Raw genomic sequence first — 18,879 nt, forward strand, 5'->3', positions numbered from 1 at the left:
CGGAGCGCGGTTCGGGTGTTCCCGGAACGCCCGGCCCGCCGGGTTCTGAGGGGCCTCCGAGTTGGGAGAACGCCCGCAGGTTGGTAACCTTGCCAATCGACCTTGTACGACGGCGGTGATGCGCCATGCCTCACGGAAGCAGGAAACACCTGACCCGCATCGATCCCCGAGCCCCATTCGTGATCGACACGACCACGTTGGGCCGCAGACCGGGATCGATGCGCGAGGATTCCAAAACCGTGCCGGCTCCGGCGGATCTCGGCGTCGAGATGGTCGGTGTCCCCGAGGGCGCCGACATCGAGCTGGACTTCCGGCTCGAGGCGGTGATGGAGGGCGTGCTCATCTCGGGCACGGCACGGGCACCTCTCGCGGGAGAGTGCGCGCGCTGCCTGGAGCCGGTCACCTCGTCGATCGAGGTGGACTTCCAGGAGCTCTACGTCTACTCCGACACTCGCTCCGGCGAGAGCGCGGAGGAGGACGAGCGCCGTCTCGAGGGAGATCTCATCGATCTCGAGCCGGTGGTCCGGGACGCGATGGTGCTCGCACTGCCGCTGTCCCCGCTGTGCCAGGACGACTGTCCCGGCCTGTGCTCGGAGTGCGGGGTGCGGCTGGCCGACGCCGAGCCGGACCACCACCATGAGGCCGTCGACCCCCGGTGGGCGGCATTGCAGGGCATGTTGGATCAACGACAAGAAGACCAGGAGGGCTGACGTGGCCGTTCCCAAGCGTAAGAAGTCGCGCAGCAACACGCGGCACCGTCGCTCGCAGTGGAAGACCCAGGCGCCGACGCTCGTGCGCTGCCCGCAGTGCCGCGACGAGAAGCTGCCGCACACCGCGTGCCCGACCTGCGGCACCTACAACCGCCGACAGGTCGTCGACGTGGCCTGAGCGACGTTCTCCGGGGGCGGCCTGCGCCGCCCCCGATCGTCTCGCGATGAAGACTCGCCCGAGGCCGTGGCGGACGCCGGAGACACCCGGCGTGCACCTCGCCCTCGCGGAACCTTCCTCGGAGGAAGAACCGTGAGTTACCCGTCCGCCGTGGCCTTGGGGGCCGCATGAGATCCGACAACTCGGCGGCCGACCGGCGTCCCCTCGAGGAGGCCCTCGGAGTCAGCCCCGACCCGGCCCTCCTCGAACGCGCCCTCACCCACCGTTCCTACGCCTACGAGAACGGCGGCCTGCCGACCAACGAGCGGCTGGAGTTCCTGGGCGACTCGGTGCTCGGCCTGATCGTCACCGACACGCTGTTCCGCAACCACCCCGACCTGCCCGAGGGCCAGCTGGCCAAGCTGCGGGCCGCGGTGGTCAACATGCGGGCGCTCGCCGGAGTGGCGCGCTCGCTCGGCCTGGGCGCCTACATCCGCCTCGGCCGCGGCGAGGAGGGCACCGGGGGACGCGACAAGTCCTCGATCCTGGCCGACACGCTCGAGGCGCTGATCGGAGCCGTCTACCTCGACCTGGGCCTGAAGGCCGCGGACGATCTGGTCCACCGGCTGTTCGACGCGCTCATCACCCGCTCGGCGAGCCTGGGCGCGGGGCTGGACTGGAAGACGTCCCTGCAGGAGCTGACCGCCACGGAGGAGCTCGGCGTGCCCGAGTACCACGTGGAGGAGAGCGGCCCGGACCATCAGAAGACGTTCCGCGCCGTGGTCATCGTCGGCGGGACGGAGTACGGCCGCGGCGAGGGGCGCAGCAAGAAGGAGGCCGAGCAGCAGGCGGCCGAGACCGCGTGGCGGGCGATCCGCGAGAGCTCCGGGGGAGACCCGCAGCAGTGACCCGCGCCTCCGCCGGCCCGTCCGGTCGGCGGAGCCGGCGCCGCAGGCCCGTTGACGCTGATGGAGGAGGTCTTCCGTGCCCGAACTACCGGAGGTCGAGGTCGTCCGGCGGGGCGTCGAGCGCTGGGTCGTCGGCCGTACGGTCCGGACGGCCGAGGTGCTGCACCCCAGGTCGGCGCGCCGCCACACCGAGGGCCCGGCGGACCTGGCCGCGCGGATGACCGGGCGGACCGTCGCCGGAGCGCGGCGGCGCGGGAAGTACCTCTGGCTGCCGGTCGGTGACGACGAGGCGCTGCTGGCCCATCTCGGCATGAGCGGGCAGTTGCTCGTCGATGATCCGGACCGGCCGCCGGAGAAGCACCTGCGCGCCCGGTTCACCTTCACCGACGGGGGACCCGACCTGCGTTTCGTCGACCAGCGCACCTTCGGCCACCTGATGCTCACCGGCACCGAGGACGGCGTTCCCGAGCCGATCACGCACATCGCCCCGGACCCGCTGGAGGACGCCTTCGACGAGGACGCGTTCTACCGGGCGCTGCGGCGCCGGCGTACGGGCATCAAGCGGGCGCTGCTCGACCAGTCCCTGATCAGCGGCGTCGGGAACATCTACGCCGACGAGGCGCTGTGGCGTGCGCGGCTGCACTGGGCGCGGCCGACCGAGACGCTGACGCGGACCGAGGTGTCGAGCCTGGTGACGGGCGTCCGCGAGGTCATGGCCGCCGCGCTGAAGGCGGGCGGCACCTCCTTCGACAGCCTGTACGTCAACGTGAACGGCGAGAGCGGCTACTTCGAGCGGTCGCTGAACGTCTACGGCCGGCGCGACGAGCCGTGCGCGAGGTGCGGCAGCCCCATCCGGCGCGACGCCTTCATGAACCGCTCCTCCTTCACCTGCCCCACCTGCCAGCCGCGGCCCCGGCGGGCGCACTACTGACCCCTGGTCCCGGCCTACGATCGGGGGATGGACGAGCACGTACGGCTGACGGCCTGGGCGCGCGGGCGGGTGCAGGGTGTCGGCTTCCGGTGGTGGGTGCGTTCCCGTGCTCTGGAGCTGGGGCTGAGCGGTTCGGCGAGCAACCTGGTGGACGGCCGCGTCGAGGTGATCGCCGAAGGGCCGCGGAACGCGTGCGAGGAACTCCTGGACCTCCTCCGAAGCGGCACGACGCCGGGACGGGTGACCGGCGTATCCGAGCGTTGGACGGAGCCGCGAGGCGGGCTTCACGGCTTCGTCGAACGGTGATCGGTCTGAGAGGTCTGCTAAACTTGTACGGACAGGTTGTTACGGGTCTGTGACATCTGTCTTGACCGGCTCTCCGGCCGGTGCGACCCTAGTTGTTACGCGCACCTCAGGAAGCTTTCCGTGCGCGACCATTCCTGCTGGTCACTCAGCGTGGAGGACCCTTAATCATGGCGAAGGCTCTACTCGGCCACGTCGGCGGTCCCGACCCCCGCATGGTTGCGGAGATGCGGCGCCTGCAGCAACGTGTCCGTGACCTGGAGGCCGAGCTCGTACGGCTCCAGTCCGAAAACGACGCGCTTGCCGCTGTTGCTGACAACGAAGTCATGGCGCTCGCTGCCAAGGACCGCGAACCGGCACTGACCTGAGGTCAGCGCCGGCGCGTAAAAGGGACGTCGATCCGACGTCCCTTTTTGTTGGCCGCAAAGCGCGCGTTTCCGAGGTTTGAGAATTCCCGTCGCGGTCGCTTCTGGTCCGAGCCGTACCGGGCCCGGAGCGGGAATCGCCGGGAGAGGCGCCACGCACGGCGTCCGACCATGGCACATTGGTGCACGCCGGATACCCGATCTCGAAGGGGTCCGGCCGGTATCGTGCCTGAGATGGCCGGGGCGTCGGTGGCGTGCGGCGCGGGACGATCCACCCGTCCGCAGTCGCAGAAAGGATCGGTGGGCGCTTGTACTTGAAGAGCCTCACGTTGCGGGGTTTCAAGTCCTTCGCGTCCTCGACCACGCTGCGCCTCGAACCCGGTATCACCTGCGTCGTCGGGCCCAACGGCTCCGGCAAGTCGAACGTCGTCGACGCGCTCGCCTGGGTGATGGGAGAGCAGGGCGCCAAGTCACTTCGCGGCGGGAAGATGGAGGACGTGATCTTCGCGGGCACGTCCTCGCGCCCGCCGCTCGGCCGCGCCGAGGTCGTCCTGACGATCGACAACTCCGACGGCGCGCTGCCCATCGACTACTCCGAGGTCACGATCAGCCGGCTGATGTTCCGGTCGGGGCAGAGCGAGTACTCCATCAACGGCGACCCCTGCCGGCTGCTGGACGTCCAGGAGCTGCTGTCCGACTCCGGCATCGGCCGTGAGATGCACGTCATCATCGGCCAGGGCCAGCTCGACCGGGTCCTGCACTCCGGCCCCGAGGGACGGCGGGCGGTGATCGAGGAGGCCGCGGGCGTCCTCAAGCACCGCAAGCGCAAGGAGAAGGCCCTGCGCAAGCTCAACGCGATGCAGGCCAACCTGACCCGCGTGCAGGACCTCACGACCGAGCTGCGCCGGCAGCTCAAGCCGCTGGGCCGGCAGGCCGAGATCGCCCGGCGGGCGGCGGTCATCCAGTCCGAGCTGCGCGACGCGCGGCTGCGCCTCCTCGCCGACGACCTGGTCACCCTCTCGGCCAAACTGGAGCAGGAGGCGGCCGACGAGGCGACGATCCGCGAGCGCCGCGCGGCCGTCGAGCAGGCACTGGCGCAGGCCCAGCAGCGGGAGGCCGCCCTGGAGGCCGAGGCCGCCGAGCAGGCGCCGATCCTCGCCCGCGTCCAGGACACCTGGTACCAGCTGTCGTCGCTGCGCGAGCGCCTGCGCGGCGTCGGCGAGCTCGCCGCCGAGCGCCACCGCAACGCCGTGGAGGCTCAGGCGGAGGCGCGCCGTGGCCGCGACCCGGAGGACATGGAGCGCGAGGCGGCGGAGATCCGGGCGCAGGAGGAGATCCTCGGCGCCCGGCTCGAGGCGGCGCAGGACCTCCTCGCCGAGGCCGTCGACCAGCGCGCCGTCGCCGAGGCCGCGCTCAAACAGGAGGAGTACCGTCTGCAGGACGCCGCCCGCGCGGCCGCCGACCGCCGCGAGGGACTGGCCCGGCTGCGTGGCCGGGTCGAGGCGCTGGGCAGCAAGGTCCAGGCCACCGAGGCGGAGATCGGCCGGCTCGCCGAGGCGCTCACCGACGCGCGGGAGCGCGCGGCGGTGGCCCAGGCCGAGCACGAGTCGCAGGACACCGAGGCCGCCGAGGACCCGGAGCTGGCCGCCGAGCACGAGCGCGCCCAGGAGGTCCTCGAGCAGGCGAAGGAGGCCGCCGAGCACGCCCGGGAGGCCGTGGAGGAGCCTCGGCGGCTCGTGAAGGAGGCGCGCGACCGCGTGGCCGCGGCGCGCGGTGCCGACCAGGCGGCGCAGAAGGAGGTCACCGCGCTGCAGGCGCGCGTGGAGGCCCTGGACCAGACGATGGGCAGCGCGGCGGACGGCGGGGAGATCCTCCTATCCGCGGACCTCGACGGTGTGCTCGGCACGATGGCGTCCCTGCTGTCGGTGGAGCCGGGCGCCGAGATCGCGGTGGCGGCGGCGCTGGGCGCGGCCGCCGAAGCCGTCGCCGTCGCCTCGCTCGACACCGCCGAGGCGGCACTGGCCCTGCTGCGCGCCGAGGACGCCGGGCAGGCCGGGGTCGTGGTCGGCGCCGGACCCGACGAGCAGCATGAGCACCCCGCCCTTCCGGACGGCGCCCGCCACGCCGCCGACCTCGTGACGGCCCCGGATCGGTTGCGGGCGGCGATCCGTCACCTGCTGACCGGCGTCGTGGTCGTCGAGGACCTGCCCGCCGCGGCCGCGCTCGTACGGGCCAGGCCCGAGCTGCGCGCGGTGACGCGGGACGGGGACCTGCTCGGCGCGCACTGGGCGCTCGGCGGTGGCGGCAAGCGGCAGAGCCTGCTGCAGATGCGCTCCGCCCGCGACGAGGCCGCCGAGCGGCTCGCCGCCGCGGAGGCCAGGGCCGAGGGCACCGCGGTCGCCCTCGAGGAGGCCGTCGCGGCCGAGCAGCGGGCCCAGTCCGTGCTGGAGGCGGCCCAGGCGGCCGTGGGCGAGGCGCAGAGCGGGGTGAACCGCGCGCAGGGCGGCCTGGACAAGGTGCGCGCCCGGATGCGGGAGGCGGCGGCCGAGGCCGCCCAGGAGGCCAAGCACGTGGCCCGGCTCCAGGCCGCCGCCCAGGCCGCCCGGCAGGAGGCCGAGCGCCTGGCCCGGTCCCTGGCCACGGCCGAGGAGGCGCGCGACCGCGACCTCGCGGCGGCGGCGGAGCTGCGGGAGCGTCTGGAGGTCGCCGAGGCGGAGCCGCTCGACGACGACGAGGAGGACACCACCCGCCGCGACGAGCTGAACGACCGGTGCCAGGAGCTGCGGTCCGCCGAGATGGAGGCGCGGCTGAACGTCCGCACCGCCGAGGAGCGCGTCTCGGCCATCGCGGGCCGGGCCGACGAGCTGGAGCGGGCCGCCGACCGCGAGCGCCAGGAGCGCGCCCGCGCCGCCGAGCGCCGCCGCCGCCTCGCCCGTGACGCCCGGGTGGCGCAGGCCGTCGGCGCCGGCGTCCAGCGGGCGCTCGCCGGGATCGAGGTCTCGATCGCCGCGGCCGTGGCCGAGCGGGAGACCCACGAGCAGGTGCGCGCCGCCCGCGAGGAGGAGCTGAAGGCGGTCCGGACCCGCGTGCGCGAGCTCACCGGCGAGCACGAGAAGCTCGTCAACGTCGCGCACGGCAGCGAGGTCGCCCGGGCCGAGCAGCGGCTGCGACTCGAGCAGTTCGAGGAGCGGGCGATGGAGGAGTACGGGCTGGAGGTGGACGTGCTCGTCGCCGAGTACGGCCCCGAGCAGCCGGTGCCCCCCGCCCCGGACGCGCCGGAGGACGCCGCGCCCGAGCCGTACGACCGGGCCAAGCAGGAGAAGCGCGCGAAGCAGGCCGAGCGCCAGCTCACCCAGCTCGGCAAGGTCAACCCGCTGGCCCTTGAGGAGTTCGCGGCGCTGGAGGAGCGACACGCGTTCCTGACCTCACAGCTGGAGGACCTCAAGAAGACCCGCCGGGACCTGCTCACCGTCGTCAAGGAGGTCGACGACCGGGTCCAGCAGGTGTTCGCGTCGGCGTACGAGGACGTCGCGCGGGAGTTCGAGGGCGTCTTCTCCCGGCTGTTCCCGGGCGGGGAGGGGCGGCTGTCGCTGACCGACCCGGAGGACCTGCTCACCACCGGGGTCGAGGTGGAGGCGCGTCCGCCAGGCAAGAAGGTCAAGCGCCTGTCGCTGCTGTCCGGCGGGGAGCGCTCGCTCGTGGCGATCGCGTTCCTCGCTTCGATCTTCAAGGCGCGGCCGTCGCCGTTCTACGTGCTCGACGAGGTCGAGGCCGCGCTGGACGACACCAACACCCAGCGGCTGCTCGGCATCTTCGAGGAGCTGCGCGAGTCGTCCCAGCTGATCGTGATCACTCACCAGAAGCGCACGATGGAGGGAGCGGACGCCCTGTACGGCGTCAGCATGCGCGGCGACGGTGTGACCCAGGTGGTGAGCCAGCGCCTCCGGGAGCCGGAACCGGCCTGACGGCCTGACCGGCGGCCCGAAGCGGCCCTGACCGCCCTGACCAGGGCGCCCTCCGCTTCCCTTGGCGAAAGGGGGGCAAGGCAATCAATGCGTATGTTTTGTACCATCTTGTCCCAAGTTGCGCTTGGTTTCGCTAGAGTCACGGCGGTCCCTCACCGCGCACCAGTAACGCCAGGGAGAGTCAACGTGGACCCTCAGCGTCTCAAAGACAACTTCGCCCAGGTCGGCGGCCACGGCATGGACGTGGCCGAGTACTTCTACGCGGACCTGTTCGAGCGCAACCCGAACTACCGCTCCCTGTTCCCGGCGTCGATGAGGCGCCAGCAGGAGGTCCTGCTGGGCGCGCTCAGCCAGATCGTCTCCATGGTGGACGACCCGGAGCGGCTCGTTCCGTACCTGCAGGACCTCGGCCGGGCGCACGCCGGATTCGGCATCAACCCCGAGCACTACCCCGAGGTCGGCACCAGCCTCGTCGCGACGCTGAAGTACTTCAGCGGCGACGACTGGACCGCCGAACTGGAGAAGGACTGGGTCGAGGCCTACGGCGTCGTCTCCGACGTCATGATCAAGGCCGCCGACCAGAAGTAGAACGCCGCGGCGACGGCCCGCCCGGCTTCAGGAGAATGTGTGGATGCTCAACGCCTGAAAGACAACTTTGCCCAGGTGGCGCAGCACGGTGACGCCGTGGCGCTGTTCTTCTACTCGGACCTGTTCCTGCGGAACCCGCGACTGCGGGAGATGTTCCCCGTCGGCATGAGCCACCAGCGTGATCGCCTGCTCGGCGCGCTGGGACGCATCGTGTCGCAGGTGGACAACCTTCCGGACCTGGTTCCGTTCGTGCAGCAACTGGGCAGGGACCACCGCAAGTTCGGAGTGGAGGCACTGCACTATCCCGAGGTCGGGGCGAGCCTCGTCGCGACGCTTCGGTACTACTCCGGGCCATCCTGGAGTGAGGAGCTGGCGCGGGACTGGACGGACGCCTACAACCTGCTCTCCAAGGTCATGATCGAGGCGGCCCACGAGGATGCCTCGCAGCGTCCGTCCTGGTGGAACGCCCAGATCGTCGCGCACGAACGCCGTCGGTTCGACATGGCGGTGATGCGGGTCCTGCCCGACCGGCCGTTCGCGTACCAGCCCGGACAGGCGGTGTCGCTCGAGGTTCCGGCCCGGATGCGGATGTGGCGCTACTACTCGATGGCCAACGCGCCCCGGCCGGACAACACGCTGGACTTCCACGTGCAGCTGATCGACGGCGGCCCGGTCAGCCCGGTGCTCGTGCGAGCGCTCTCCGTCGGCGACTGGATCAAGCTCGGCCCCCCGATCGGCACGATGACCTACGACGAGCGGTCAGGGCGTGACGTGCTACTCGTCGCCGGCAGCACGGGCCTGGCACCGCTCAAGGCGATCCTCGAGCAGATCGACGCGCGGCCCAACCCGCCGCGCGTCCACCTGTTCTTCGGCGCGCGGTACGTCGACGGGCTGTACGACCTGGACGAGCTGCAGAAGATGGCGGCCAGGGCACCGTGGCTCACCGTGATCCCAGCGGTCTCCGACCATGATCCCGGCCCGGCGGCCGAACGCGGCACGCTGGCCGACGTCATCGGGCAGTTCGGAATGTGGCAGAACCACGACGCCTACGTCTGCGGCTCACCGGCCATGGTCGAGGCGACCGTCGCCCGGCTCCGGCAGATGGGGCTGAGCGACGACCGCATCCGAACCGACAAGTACGCGGACGCATAGAGGAGACCAATGACCTCCCCCGATATCCATTCCGCCCAGCGCATCACCCCGGCGGAGCTGCAGGCGGTCAACTTCCAGCGCGCTCCGCTCGGTCGCCGGGGATTCGACGAAGACCAGGTGAGAGCGTTCCTGGGCCAGGTCGAGCAGGAGCTCGTCCGCGTCCTGAACGAGAAGGCCGCCCTGGAGAACGAGGTCGCCCGGCTGCGGGAGCGCATCGCCGGCGGCGGCTCGGGCGTCGCCAAGGTCCAGCCCGAGGACGCCCACATCCAGGCCGTACGGATCCTGTCGAACGCGCAGCAGACCGCGGACCAGTACGTCGCGGACGCGCAGCGCTACAGCCGGGAGATCGCCGAGGAGGCCCGGCGTGGCCGCGACGACATCCTCGCCGACGCGCAGTCCCGCGCCGTCCTCGTCCTCGAGGAGGCGCACCGGCAGGCGTCGCACGCCGCCGAGCAGGTCGTGCCGCGGGCCGAGCCGATGTCCAGCGACGAGCGCAGCGACCTCGAACGTGAGATCGCCTACCTCCGGACCTTCAGCGACGTCTAACGTACGCACCTGCGCAGCTACCTCGAGGCGCTGCTGCGGAACGTCGAGGAGTGGGAGAAGTCCGAACGCGACTCCGTCTCCGGCACCCCCGGAGTGCCTCCCCGGATGCCCTGACGGCGGGGCCTTTCGCCACGCCGTACGGAAGGCTCGGGGAATGGTTCCGCCGCCGATGGGAACGTCGGCGGATGCCCCGGTTCGCCGGGGCCGCTCGGAGGGGCTCTCCGAGCCTTCCGCTCGGTCGCACGGGAGGACGACGCGACCGGGCGGACGATGACCGGGTAGGAACGCGAAGGGCAGCCCGCACCTTCTGCGAGACTGGGACACGCTATGGAATACGTCATTCTCGCCATCGCCATCGTCGTGCTCGCCGTCGCGACGGGTGTGTTCTTCCTGGTCCGGGGTGCGCGCCGTGCCGTGCCGCCACCGCGGGCACCGGAAGCGCCCAAGGCGCCGGAGGCACCGCGTGGCGGCACGGCCGTCATCGAGGAAGAAGAGGTCGTCGCGCCGCCCACGCGGGCGCCGACCCCCGAGGCGCCGCCCGCGCCGCCCGCCCTCGAGGTCCCGCCGCCGTCCGCCGGCCGCCTCATCCGCCTGCGGGCACGGCTCTCCCGTTCCCAGAACGCCCTGGGCAAGACCCTTCTCACCCTGCTCTCCCGCGACACGCTCGACGACGACGTGTGGGACGAGATCGAGGACACCCTCGTGCAGGCCGACGTCGGCGTCGCGCCCTCCAGACAGATCGTCGACGACCTGCGCACCAAGGTGAAGGTCTACGGCACCCGCAGTCCCGGCGAGGTGCGGGGGCTGCTGAAGGACGAGCTCCTCACCCAGATCGGCAAGGACTGGGACCGCTCCCTGCGCACCGAGCCGCACGGCGCCCAGCCCGCGATCACCCTGGTCGTCGGCGTCAACGGCACCGGCAAGACCACCACCTGCGGCAAGCTCGCCCGGGTCCTGATCGGAGACGGGCGGACCGTCCTGCTCGGTGCGGCCGACACGTTCCGCGCCGCCGCCGCCGATCAGCTGGAGACCTGGGGGTCCCGGGTCGGCGCCGAGATCGTACGCCGCGAGGAGGGCGCGGATCCGGCGAGCGTCGCGTTCGAAGCGGTCAAGAAGGGCATCGAGGACAACGTCGACACCGTCATCGTCGACACCGCGGGCCGCCTGCACACCAAGACCGGGCTGATGGACGAGCTCGGCAAGGTCAAGCGCGTCGTCGAGAAGCAGGCCCAGGTGGACGAGGTGATCCTCGTTCTGGACGCGACGACCGGGCAGAACGGCCTGCGCCAGGCACGGGTCTTCGCCGAGGTCGTCAACGTCACCGGCATCGCGCTGACCAAGCTCGACGGCACCGCCAAGGGCGGCATCGTCATCGCGGTCCAGCGTGAGCTGGGCGTTCCGGTCAAGCTCGTCGGCCTCGGCGAGGGCCCCGACGACCTCGCGCCCTTCGACCCCGAAGGCTTCGTCGACGCCATCCTGGGCGACTGACCGGTCAGCCTTCGTGGAGGGCGTCCGCGACGGCGGTGGCCAGGTCCAACTGGGCACCGCCGTGGAACTCTCTCGTGAAGGTCCGCGACCCCAGCGCCTCCCTGGCGCGCGTCTCGCACTGCTGGTGCGAGCGGACGTGGTACGGCAGCTGCGTCGGCGAGAACCCGAGCTCGTGCCAGACCCGGTCCGCCGCGCCGAGCAGGCGGGCCGCGCGCTCCTGGGCGCCACCGGCGCCCGCGGTCCACGCCAGCACCTCCAGGAGCTGGGCGAGCCCCCAACGATCCTCGATGACGGACCAGGGCTCGGCCACCTGCAGCATCATCGTCTCCGCTCGCCGCCAGTCGCCCTGCTTCCACGCCGCGATCCCGATGGCGAACAGCGCGTACGCGCGGAACAGCGGCGCGTCCCGCGCGTCGCACAGGGCCATGAGCTCCTCGCCGAGCGCCGCGCCGAGATCCGGGTCCTTGGCGACGCAGAACACCGACGCGAGGTAGAGGTTGATGCCGACGGCGTTGAGGTCTCCGGCGTCCCAGTGGCGGTTCCGGGCCTGTTCCATCAGCGCGAGCCCGCGCCGGTCGTCCCCGGCCGACAGCGCGGCGATGCCGGAGACCATGGTGGCGAAGGCCGCGGCCGTGGCGTCCCCCGTCTCCTCGGCGAGCGCCTGGCATTCCTCGATCCGGATGACCGCCGTGGACAGATCACGCTGGTGCAGCGCGAGCAGGGAATCGGCCCACAGGGCGGTGAGCCGGGCGCGGGCGGGGGTGGAGACGAGCCGCAGTCCTCGCTCCAGCCAGTGCCGCCCCTCGGTGAGGGCCCCGGCGAGCAGCCAGAACCCCCACAGCGTCGAGGCGACCTCCAGCCCTGCCGGTGCCGAGGCCGGCCGGGCGTAACACGAGTCCATCGCGGCACGGATGTTCGGCAGTTCGACCTGCAGCGTATGGAAGGAGTCGAGCTGGTCGGAGGTCATCCGGTCGATCCGGAACCGCCCGACCAGCGACCTGTAGTGGGCGCAGTACCGCCCGCGCAACCGCTCCTCCTCGGCCGGGGTCAGATTCTCGCGGCCGTACGCGCGGATGCTGTCCAGCATGCGGTACCGCAGGCCGGGCTGGAGACGCTCGGAGGTCAGGACCGACTTGTCCACCAGCCCGGCGATCAGGTCGAAGATCTCATCACGGTCGATCTCCCCGCCGGCGCAGACCTCTTCGGCGGTGTCGAGGTCCACTCCGCCGGGGAAGGTCGCCAGGCGCGCCCACAGATGGCGTTCGGCGGGTGAGCACAGGCTGCGGCTCCAGTCCATCGTGGCGCGAAGTGTCTGGTGGCGCGGCGGTGCGGCCCTGTCACCGCCGGTCAGAATGGCGAAGCGGTCGTCGAGGTCGCTCAAGAGCCGGTCGAGCGGGGTGGTCCTGAGGCGCGCGGCGGCCAGCTCGATCGCCAGCGGGATCCCGTCGAGGCGCTGGGAGATGCGGGCGAGCGTGACGGCGTTGGCGGCGGTGACGCTGAAGCCGGGGCGTACGGCGGCGGCCCGGTCGGTGAAGAGCCGTACCGCCTCGCACCGGGCGATCTCGCGGGTCGGCGCGTGCTGGTCGGCGACCGGCAGGGAGGAGATCGGCAGTACCTGTTCGCCGAGCACGCCGAGCCGGTGACGGCTGGTGGCCATGATCCGTAGGCGGGGGGTGGTCCGCAGCAGGCGGTCCACGAGGGCCGCGCAGGATTCGAGGAGGTGTTCGCAGCCGTCCAGCACGAGCAGCATCCGCTTGTCGGCGAGACCGGCGAGGAGGAGCGGCATCGCCTCCCGGTCCGTCTCCCGGATCCCCGCCGCGGCGGCCACGGTGGGAACGAGCAGCCTGCCCTCCTCGAGCGAAGCGAGTTCCACGATCAGCACTCCGTCGGGGAACCAGCCCCGCAGCATGCTGGCGGCATGGAGCGCGAGCCGTGTCTTGCCGACGCCGCCGGCGCCGGTGAGCGTGAGCAGGCGCGTCCGTGGCAGGAGCCGTCTCACCTCGGACATCTCGCGTCTGCGGCCGACGAAGCTCGAACCGTCGGGATACCGGCGATCCCTGGCGAGTATGTCCTGAGCAGGCATGTCTTCTCGCGGTATGGAGATCGGTGACCAAAAGGCTCACTGATGGCCGGCGCTGCGGGCTCGTTGATCGCTCGGTGCGGGCCCTGGGCCGGATCATCGGTGGCCTGGGCGGCCCCCCAGAATCAGGGTCGGGGGCTTCTCATGGGATTCCGCGCCCCACGCTGTGCGCGGCGCGTGGGCGTCGAAGCCGAGTTTACGCAGGACGTGCTCCGTACCGGCGAGCGACCCCATCGGCAGCGGGACGGAGCCGTACCTCCGGGGGCGGCCTTGCGACCGGTGCGGCGGGGAGCGTGTAATGGAAGCTGTTTCCGACACCGAATGAGGGACGGTCGCCGCACCGCGCCGTTCCGACCGGACAAAGGGTGGTGGGGCTCCGAGCTCGCGGGTCCGACACGTGGACGTTTCCAGCGCTCCTTCGACGGACCGGCCTGGCCCCGGTCGGGTTACCGGCGCACTGTGGGGCGCGGCTCCGTATCCCGTGGTGATGGCCGATGCCGACGGCCGGGTGGTCGAGCTCAATGAGGCCGCCGCCCGGCTGTTCCCGCGAGCGGCGCCGGGCGCGAACCTCGCCGCGACGATGCCCGGGTGGCTGGCGGAGGCGCACCGCATCGCGAGTGGGTCCGGCATCGCGGGCGAACCGGTGTGGGGCCGGGTGGGGGAGCGCAGCTTCGAGGCGCACCCGACCCGCTCCCCGGACGGGAACGTGGTCTGGTGGCTGGTCGAGGACACCGACCGGCGGCAGGCCGAGGTCACACTCTGCACGGAGCGAGGGCGTACGGCGCTGCTGGCGGATGAGTCGAACGCCATCCTGTCGACGCTGAACGTCGACCGGTGCATGGAGGTCGCGGTACGGCTGGCGGCCGAGCAGCTGGCCGACGCCGCCGTGCTCATGCGGCCCGCCGTGGGACAACGGCTGCTGGCGGCCTTCGCCGTCCGTGGTGGCGAGGTCCACCGCCGTACGGTGGAGGCCGACGCCGTCGAGGTGCCCGGGTTGAGCGAGGCGCTGCAGGGCTTCCCGCCGATCCCGTCCTGCTGGATCGCTCCCGGCCAGTTGCCGTCGTGGGCCGTTCCGGAGGGCTTCGACGGGCCGGTCGGCGCGGTCGTGGTCACCCCACTGCCCGGACACGGCATCCCGGAGGGCGCGCTCATCCTGCTGCGCCGTCGCGACCGGCCCGAATTCAGCCGGAACGAGGAGGTCTTCGCCCGGCTGTTCGCGGCGCGGGCGGGCGCGGCGCTGTCGGCGGCCCGCGCGTTCGCCGAGCAGGCGGGGATCACCGAGATCCTCATGCGCGAGTCGCTGCCGCCGCGGTTGCACCACGTGCGCGGTGTGGACTTCGCCGGCGGGTACCGCGCGTCGGTGCGCGGCGAACTGGTCGGTGGTGACTTCTACGACGTCCATCCCGGGGACGATGAGGGCGAGGAGTCCCTCGTCGTGCTGGGAGACGTGTGCGGCAAAGGACTGGAGGCGGCGGTCACCACCGGCCAGATCCGCGCCACGCTGCGGGCGCTGCTGCCCATGGCCGACGATCACCTGCGGATGCTGTCCCTGCTCAACGGGGGACTGCTGAGCATGCGATCGGATCGGTTCGTCACCTTGGTGCTCGCGTCGGCGGTGCGGGCCGGGGATCGGGTGCGGCTGCGGCTGACCGCCGCGGGGCATCCGCCGCCGTTGATCGTCCGTTCTTGCGGTGCGGTCGAGGAGGCCGCCACCCGGGGTTGCCTGATCGGGGCGTTCCCGGACATCTTCGCGTCCACGGCCGAGGTGGAACTCGCGCCGGGTGAGTCGTGTGTGCTCTACACCGACGGCATCACCGAGGCCCGCGGCGGGCCGCTCGGCGACGCCGTGTTCGGTGATGAGCGGTTGAAGGACGCCCTGTCCGGCTGCGCGGGGATGCCCGCCGAAGCCGTCGTCGAACGCGTGCTGATGCTCGCGGCGCAGTGGGCCGGGAGCCGCGGCCACGACGACATGGCCGTCGTGGCGATCACCGCCCCCACAGACAGGATCCCCCGAAGCGGCGGAGCGCCGCCCATCCAGTGAGGAGATCCGACGATGACAACCGCGATTCCCGGCCGTTCGGACACCGAGGTCCTTTCCGCCCGGCTGTGGGACGCCGTGCACAAAGGAGACGAGTACGCGGCGACCGACGTGGTGCTACCGGCGGTGGACGCCGGGCTGGACGCCGAGTCGGCGCTGCTCGATGTGATCGCGCCGGTGCAGGCGAGGGTCGGCGTGGAGTGGGCCGCGAACCGGATCAGCGTGGCGGAGGAGCACACCGCGACGGCCATCAACGACCGTGTCGTCGCCGCCCTGGCCCACGACGCGTCCGTGCCGCGGCCGCGGCGGGGAGAGGGAAGGGTCACGGTGGCGTGCGTCGACGGCGAGTGGCACGCGCTGCCCGCCCGCCTGCTGGCCGAGACCCTGCGACTGCGGGGCTGGCACGTCGACTTCCTCGGCGCGCACGTACCGGTCACGCATCTGATCGACCACCTGCACCGTACGGGATCCGACGATCTGGCCCTGTCCGCGTCCATTTCCGCCCGCCTGCCCGCCGCGCACGCGACGATCACGGCATCGCACGCCGTGGGCGTCTCCGTCATGGTCGGCGGCGCGGCCTTCGGACCCGACGGCGGCTACGCCGACCGGCTGGGCGCCGATGCCTGGGCGCCCGACGCCCGGACCGCGGCCGGCCGTCTCGAGGAGATCCTCGTCCGGCCGTACGTCCCGCCGCCCGTGCACGAGCCGGTGGACGACCTGCCGCACCTGGTCGACCAGGAGTACACCCTGGTCACCCGCAGCGCGCCCCGGCTCGTCGCGGCGGTCCTGGCCGCGCTGGAGGAACGCTTCCCGGCCATGGCGACCTACAGCGAACGGCAGCGCCAGTACATCGCCGAGGGCGTCGCCTACATCACCGAGTTCCTCGGCGCCGCGCTCTACCTGGACGACTCCCCCCTGTTCACCCGCTTCGTCAGCTGGGCCGGCGACATCCTCACCGCACGCGGCGTCCCGGCCTACTCGGTCGCCCTGGCCCTGGACCTGCTGGCCGAACAGCTCAAGGACTTCCCGCGCGCCGTCGCCCTGCTCCGGGACGGCGACGCCGCACTGCAGATCGTCGGCTCCGGCCGGCCGTGAACGCGGGCGGGCCGATCGCCCGGCGCGGGCCCGAGCCCGATCATCGATGGCCCGAGCGGCCTCCGGGATCGGGATCAGGGGCTTCCTTCCTCGCTGAGCTCCGCGACCCACGCGGCGATCTGTGCGCGCGAGCCGAAGCCGAGTTTTCGCAGGATACGCTCCACATGCCCTTCCGCGGTCCGCTGAGCGACCACGAGCGCGGCGGCGATCTCCTTGTTGCTCATCCCTTTGGCGATGAGCCGGGCGACCTCCGTCTCCCGGTGGGTCAGCGGTGACAGACTCCGCTGGTCCGGCGTCACCGGTATGACCTGGACCTCGCCCTCCCGGAGGGCGTACGCCGTCGTCTCGGCGGAAGAGAATCCGCACCCCTCCTCGAAGAGCGCGTCGAATCGAGGGCCGCCGAGGCGGTCCCGGATCGCCCTCTCGCACTGCTCGCGATACCTCGTGAGGTACACGTACGGGGGGCCGCCCACCTCGCGCCAGATCTCCCGGAGCGCCCCGACCAGGCGGGCCGCACGCGCCGGATCGCCCTCGTCGGCGGCGATCCAGGCCAGTACCTCCACGCACAGCGCCATGCCGAGGCGGTCGTCGAAGGGCTGCTTCAGCCGGATGGCCTGCTGTTCCAGCTCCGTCGCGCGCTTCAGGTCGCCCTCCCGCCAGACCTCGATGCCGAGGACGGACAGCGTGTAGGAACGGAACCAGCGGTCCTGCCGGGCCTCGCAGAGCCGCAGGCACTCGTCGAACAGCGCGACGGCCTCTTCGGAACGGCCGAGCAGGGAGTACACCGTGGCGACGTACATCAGCGTGTTGGCGACGCCTCTGTCGTGGCCCAGCCCGCGGTGGCGCGCCAGCGCGTCCTCCAGGCTCGCCTCGGCTCGTGTCAGGTCGCGTCTGATCAGCGCGGCGAGACCCGCGACGTACTGGCACTGCGCGAGGACCAGCGGCTCGTCGCGGCCCAGCGTCCGGGCCTCGTCGAGCATCGGCTCGGCGGCCGCGAAGTCGCTCTGGAGGACGGCCAGCCGGGCGTGCACGCACAGGGCGGTCGCGCGGGCGGCCGGCGAGCCGGAATCCGCGACGAGCAGCTTCTCGAACCAGCGCCGGCCCTCATGGAGGAGATCGGCCGCGATCCAGTAGAACAGCAGGCCCGACGCGGTGTCGAGACCGGTGTCGATCTCCTCGGGCGTCGAGAGGCAGTAGTCGAGGGCGGCACGGATGTTGCCGTGCTCCAGCCGCAGCCGGTGGAACCACGACACCTGGTCGGGGCCGAACCACTCGCGGTCCGCCCGGGCCACCAGGTCGCGGTAGTAGTCGCGGTGGCGCCGCTGGACGCGGGCCTCGCGGTCGGAGGCGATGAGGCGCTCGCGGCCGTACTGGCGGATGGTCTCCAGGAGGCGGTAGCGGACGGTCTCGGCGTGTTCCTCGCGGACCAGTACTGATTTGTCGACGAGTCCGATGACGAGGTCGAGGACGTCTTCGCGGGCGATGCCGTCGCCGGCGCAGACGGATTCGGCGGCTTCGAGGTCCAGGCCGCCGGAGAAGACCGAGACGCGTTCCCACAGGAGGCGTTCGGGCTCGGTGCACAGGCCGTAGCTCCAGTCGATCAGCGCGCGCAGGGTCTGGTGGCGGGGCAGGACGGCGCGTGACCCGGAGGTGAGCAGCCGGAACCGGTCGTCCAGGCGGGCGAGCAACTGCTGCACCGAGAGCACCCGCAGCCGCACCGCCGCCAACTCGATGCCCAGCGGCAGGCCGTCCAGCCGGCGGCAGATCCGTACGACGGTCTCCCGGTTGTCCTCCGTCAGGGTGAACCCGGGCACGACCGCCTCGGCGCGTTCGGCGAACAGCCGGACCGCGTCGCCGGCCGCGACACCGGGGTGGGAACCGGCGACGGCGTGACCGGTCACCGGCAGACTGGGCACCGACAGGGTCTGCTCGCTGACGATGCCGAGGGCCTGGCGGCTGGTGGCGAGGATCCGCAGGCGGGGGCAGGCACGCAGCAACGCCTCGGCCAGCACCGCGCACTCGCCGACCAGATGTTCGCAGTTGTCCAGGATGAGCAGCGCCTGGGCGTCCTCGAGGTGGTCGATCAGCACCTGCAACGGCGGACGGGCCGACCGGTCACAGATCCGCAGAGCCTCGCACACCGCCGGGACGAGCAGGTCGGGGCTGTTCAGCGCGGCCAGTTCGATCAGCCACACGCCGTCGGGGAAGGCCCGGTGGACCAGCGTGCCCACACGGACGGCCAGGCGGGTCTTGCCGACCCCGCCGACCCCGGTCAGCGTGACGAGCCGGGAGACCGACAGCAGTCGTTTGACCTCGGCCACCTCGTGCCGACGTCCCACGAAACTCGTCACCTCGGCCGGGACTCCGTGGATCTGTCCGGGCCGTGTCGTGTCGGATGCCCCCGCCATAGTGTCGCCTCGGGACCGATCCGGCGCGACGCTCCGCCGCTCCGGCATCGCGGTCCAGGTCACAGCGTATGCGTGCATTGCCGGGAAGTGACATCCGGGCGGGCTCCGGGGTCCGGCGGCACGGTGCCACAGAGCCTCGTGGGAC

At 71.9% G+C, this 18,879-nt stretch carries 15 protein-coding genes; 13 read left to right on the forward strand and 2 right to left on the reverse strand.

Annotated elements, in window-relative coordinates:
• Window positions 1-125 precede the first annotated feature (125 nt).
• The 11 genes from AB0L00_RS37640 to ftsY all read left to right on the forward strand — a co-directional run bounded on the left by AB0L00_RS37640 (window position 126) and on the right by ftsY (window position 11,113).
• The gene (locus AB0L00_RS37640) at window positions 126-710 is read left to right on the forward strand and encodes a DUF177 domain-containing protein (protein ID WP_364442224.1); all 585 of its coding nucleotides are present in this window, start codon (window positions 126-128) and stop codon (window positions 708-710) included.
• Between the two features lies 1 nt (window position 711).
• Window positions 712-888 (forward strand): 50S ribosomal protein L32, encoded by a 177-nt coding sequence (gene rpmF / locus AB0L00_RS37645; protein ID WP_252776286.1) that lies wholly within the window; start codon window positions 712-714, stop codon window positions 886-888.
• Between the two features lie 167 nt (window positions 889-1,055).
• Window positions 1,056-1,775 carry a ribonuclease III gene (rnc, locus tag AB0L00_RS37650; RefSeq protein ID WP_345361196.1) on the forward strand — a complete coding sequence of 240 codons (720 nt, stop codon included), beginning with the start codon at window positions 1,056-1,058 and terminating at the stop codon, window positions 1,773-1,775.
• Window positions 1,776-1,851: 76 nt separating this feature from the next.
• A complete protein-coding gene (mutM, locus tag AB0L00_RS37655) occupies window positions 1,852-2,706 on the forward strand; it encodes a bifunctional DNA-formamidopyrimidine glycosylase/DNA-(apurinic or apyrimidinic site) lyase (protein WP_345361199.1) in 855 nt (284 codons plus the stop codon).
• Window positions 2,707-2,733: 27 nt separating this feature from the next.
• Window positions 2,734-3,012: an acylphosphatase gene (locus AB0L00_RS37660; RefSeq protein WP_364442226.1), complete on the forward strand. Its 279-nt coding sequence runs from the start codon at window positions 2,734-2,736 to the stop codon at window positions 3,010-3,012.
• A 167-nt stretch (window positions 3,013-3,179) separates the two neighbouring features.
• Window positions 3,180-3,377, forward strand: a complete 198-nt coding sequence (locus AB0L00_RS37665) for a hypothetical protein (RefSeq protein WP_252807951.1) — start codon at window positions 3,180-3,182, stop codon at window positions 3,375-3,377.
• Between the two features lie 305 nt (window positions 3,378-3,682).
• Entirely contained in the window at window positions 3,683-7,339 is a 3,657-nt protein-coding gene (gene smc / locus AB0L00_RS37670) for a chromosome segregation protein SMC (RefSeq protein WP_364442227.1), read from the forward strand.
• A 186-nt stretch (window positions 7,340-7,525) separates the two neighbouring features.
• Window positions 7,526-7,927: a globin domain-containing protein gene (locus AB0L00_RS37675; protein WP_364442228.1), complete on the forward strand. Its 402-nt coding sequence runs from the start codon at window positions 7,526-7,528 to the stop codon at window positions 7,925-7,927.
• 39 nt (window positions 7,928-7,966) lie between these two features.
• Window positions 7,967-9,079, forward strand: coding sequence for a globin domain-containing protein (locus tag AB0L00_RS37680; RefSeq protein ID WP_364442229.1), 1,113 nt, complete (start codon window positions 7,967-7,969; stop codon window positions 9,077-9,079).
• Between the two features lie 9 nt (window positions 9,080-9,088).
• Window positions 9,089-9,625: a DivIVA domain-containing protein gene (locus AB0L00_RS37685; RefSeq protein WP_364442230.1), complete on the forward strand. Its 537-nt coding sequence runs from the start codon at window positions 9,089-9,091 to the stop codon at window positions 9,623-9,625.
• Between the two features lie 327 nt (window positions 9,626-9,952).
• Entirely contained in the window at window positions 9,953-11,113 is a 1,161-nt protein-coding gene (gene ftsY / locus AB0L00_RS37690; RefSeq protein ID WP_364442231.1) for a signal recognition particle-docking protein FtsY, read from the forward strand.
• Window positions 11,114-11,117: 4 nt separating this feature from the next.
• Here the strand turns inward: ftsY and AB0L00_RS37695 are convergent, their stop codons facing one another.
• The gene (locus AB0L00_RS37695) at window positions 11,118-13,112 is read right to left on the reverse strand and encodes a LuxR family transcriptional regulator (protein ID WP_364442233.1); all 1,995 of its coding nucleotides are present in this window, start codon (window positions 13,110-13,112) and stop codon (window positions 11,118-11,120) included.
• 568 nt (window positions 13,113-13,680) lie between these two features.
• On the opposite strand from AB0L00_RS37695, the gene AB0L00_RS37700 reads away from it, so the two are divergent.
• Both AB0L00_RS37700 and AB0L00_RS37705 read left to right on the forward strand, forming a co-directional pair.
• A complete protein-coding gene (locus AB0L00_RS37700) occupies window positions 13,681-15,234 on the forward strand; it encodes a PP2C family protein-serine/threonine phosphatase (RefSeq protein ID WP_364442234.1) in 1,554 nt (517 codons plus the stop codon).
• A 12-nt stretch (window positions 15,235-15,246) separates the two neighbouring features.
• Window positions 15,247-16,326: a B12-binding domain-containing protein gene (locus AB0L00_RS37705; protein WP_364442235.1), complete on the forward strand. Its 1,080-nt coding sequence runs from the start codon at window positions 15,247-15,249 to the stop codon at window positions 16,324-16,326.
• A gap of 74 nt (window positions 16,327-16,400) precedes the next feature.
• Here the strand turns inward: AB0L00_RS37705 and AB0L00_RS37710 are convergent, their stop codons facing one another.
• Window positions 16,401-18,665, reverse strand: a complete 2,265-nt coding sequence (locus AB0L00_RS37710; protein ID WP_364442237.1) for a LuxR C-terminal-related transcriptional regulator — start codon at window positions 18,663-18,665, stop codon at window positions 16,401-16,403.
• Window positions 18,666-18,879 lie beyond the last annotated feature (214 nt).

It is taken from the genome of Actinoallomurus sp. NPDC052308 (genome assembly GCF_040679195.1).
GTDB classification, from domain to species: Bacteria; Actinomycetota; Actinomycetes; order Streptosporangiales; family Streptosporangiaceae; genus Actinoallomurus; species Actinoallomurus liliacearum.